The following is a 1,758-nucleotide window of genomic DNA, read 5'->3' on the forward strand; positions in this document are numbered from 1 at the left end:
TGACCTTCCGAATCATTAACAGCGATGGACGCGGTTTTTGCGTTGAGGCGGACGATGATACCGACCCGCTCGCTCAGATGTTTGTCGGTGAAGCCGACGGTGTCGCCGATGAAGAATTCCTCGCGCTGAGCTCGCGGTGGCGGCGACGCAGGCGCGTGGGTTGGGCCGCTCGCAGTGTCAGGGATAACCGCCGCGTAGAGCACCGACCAACGCTGACGGCTCTGGTTGTCCTGAATCACCGCCTGGGTTTGCCGCAGCTCCACCACCGTTCCGTGCGAAGGTGGTGCGAGCGGATCGCCCCCGATATAACTGACCTCCATTCCCAGGTGCAAGCGTTGACGTACTTCGAGAATACGTCGCGGGTCGTCCAGCATTTTGCCGATGGCGAGATAGAGGCGATACAACTCGGCGCTGGGCGCCTGCCGAAGCGAGTCGAGAATGTCCATGAATGTCTAGGCGTTTAACGGGCGAGCGGCAACAGTTCGTGCACGCGATTGACAGGATACGACGGCAACTTCTGAAGTGTGTCCTTGAGCCATGCATAGGGCTCGAAGGCGTTCAGCCGAGCCGTGCCGAGTAGCGAGTACATCGTGGCGGCGGCCCTGGCGCCACGCGGCGAGCCCGCGAATGTCCAATTGGCTCTCCCCAGGGCGATAGGGCGAATTTGACGCTCGAGAGCATTGTTATCAGGCAGCAGGATACCGCTCTCGGTGTAACGAACGAGCGCCGGCCAATGGCGTAACGCATAGCCGAAGGCTTTCGCGAGCGGCGCCTGAGCCGGCAAACCGATGACGTTGCCTTCCAGCCAATGCCGGAACTGTGCGAGCACCGGCAGCGCATCGATTTGCCGCGCCGCATATTTGAGATCAGGTGTTTGGTCCCGGATCCGCGACTCGATCGCATACAGGCTGGCAATCCACTGCAGCGCCTGCGCCGCAAGTCCCGGTTTGCTCTGCGCCTTCGCGATTTCGAAGAAGCGTCGACGGCAATGCGCCCAACATCCGACCTCGACGATGTCTCCGGTTTCGTAGAGTGCGCCATGTCCACTGTACGCGTCCGCCTGCAGATAACCTTTGTACTTCTGCAGGTACCGCAGCGGATGCGAACCGGAGCGCGATTCGGCGAACTCGAACACGACCGCTGGCGGGTGGTCAACCCAGACGCCGTTCTCCTCGCGCTGGCCCGCGCCCAGGTATCCCCATAATCGTGCCGTGCGCGTCGCCGTGCGACCCTTCTCGAGTAATGGCAGCGTCGTGTCGTCGACGTGCATGCGGGGTGCCTGCAACTGGTGAGCCCGTAGCGGTGGCAGCAGCACTTCGAGCAGTTCGGCTGCCGCCAGCTTCCATTCGCACAGCGTTGCCCGGGGCAGGTGCACACCACGTCGTGCATAGCGCATCTCCTGCCGGTTCAAAGGCAGGTGATCGACGTAGGTGTTGACCAGGATGTTAGCCAGCAGGCTCGCGCTCGCATTGCTCTTTGGCAGCGGCGAAGGCTGGGCACTTGCGGTCACGATGGTCGACTCGTCATCCTTCTTCGCCACGTACTTGAAGCGGATATGTTCAATGACCGTGAGCCTCGACGGCTCGTAGTGCAGCGTCTCGCTGCGCTCCTCGCCGATACGCTCGAGCGAATCGAATGCGGCTTTCTGTTCGTCCTTCAGATCGTATTCAACGCGCTCGCGCGGCAGGTCCTTCGGCAGCACCGGACGGCCCTTGCGGGTGTGGCCCGCGACCGGAACCTGCGCCGGCTCAGGAGGAA

Annotated in this window: 2 protein-coding genes; both read right to left on the reverse strand. The window is 62.2% G+C overall.

Annotated features, from left to right (window positions below):
* A partial coding sequence (locus PQR02_RS40300; protein ID WP_408243365.1) for a hypothetical protein occupies positions 1-446 on the reverse strand: 446 nt, incomplete at its 3' end.
* A 14-nt stretch (positions 447-460) separates the two neighbouring features.
* The coding region (tnpC, locus tag PQR02_RS40305; RefSeq protein ID WP_408243366.1) for an IS66 family transposase at positions 461-1,758 on the reverse strand (1,298 nt) is incomplete at its 5' end.

The organism is Paraburkholderia sediminicola (assembly GCF_046026895.1).
In the GTDB taxonomy this organism is placed as follows: Bacteria; Pseudomonadota; Gammaproteobacteria; order Burkholderiales; family Burkholderiaceae; genus Paraburkholderia; species Paraburkholderia sediminicola_C.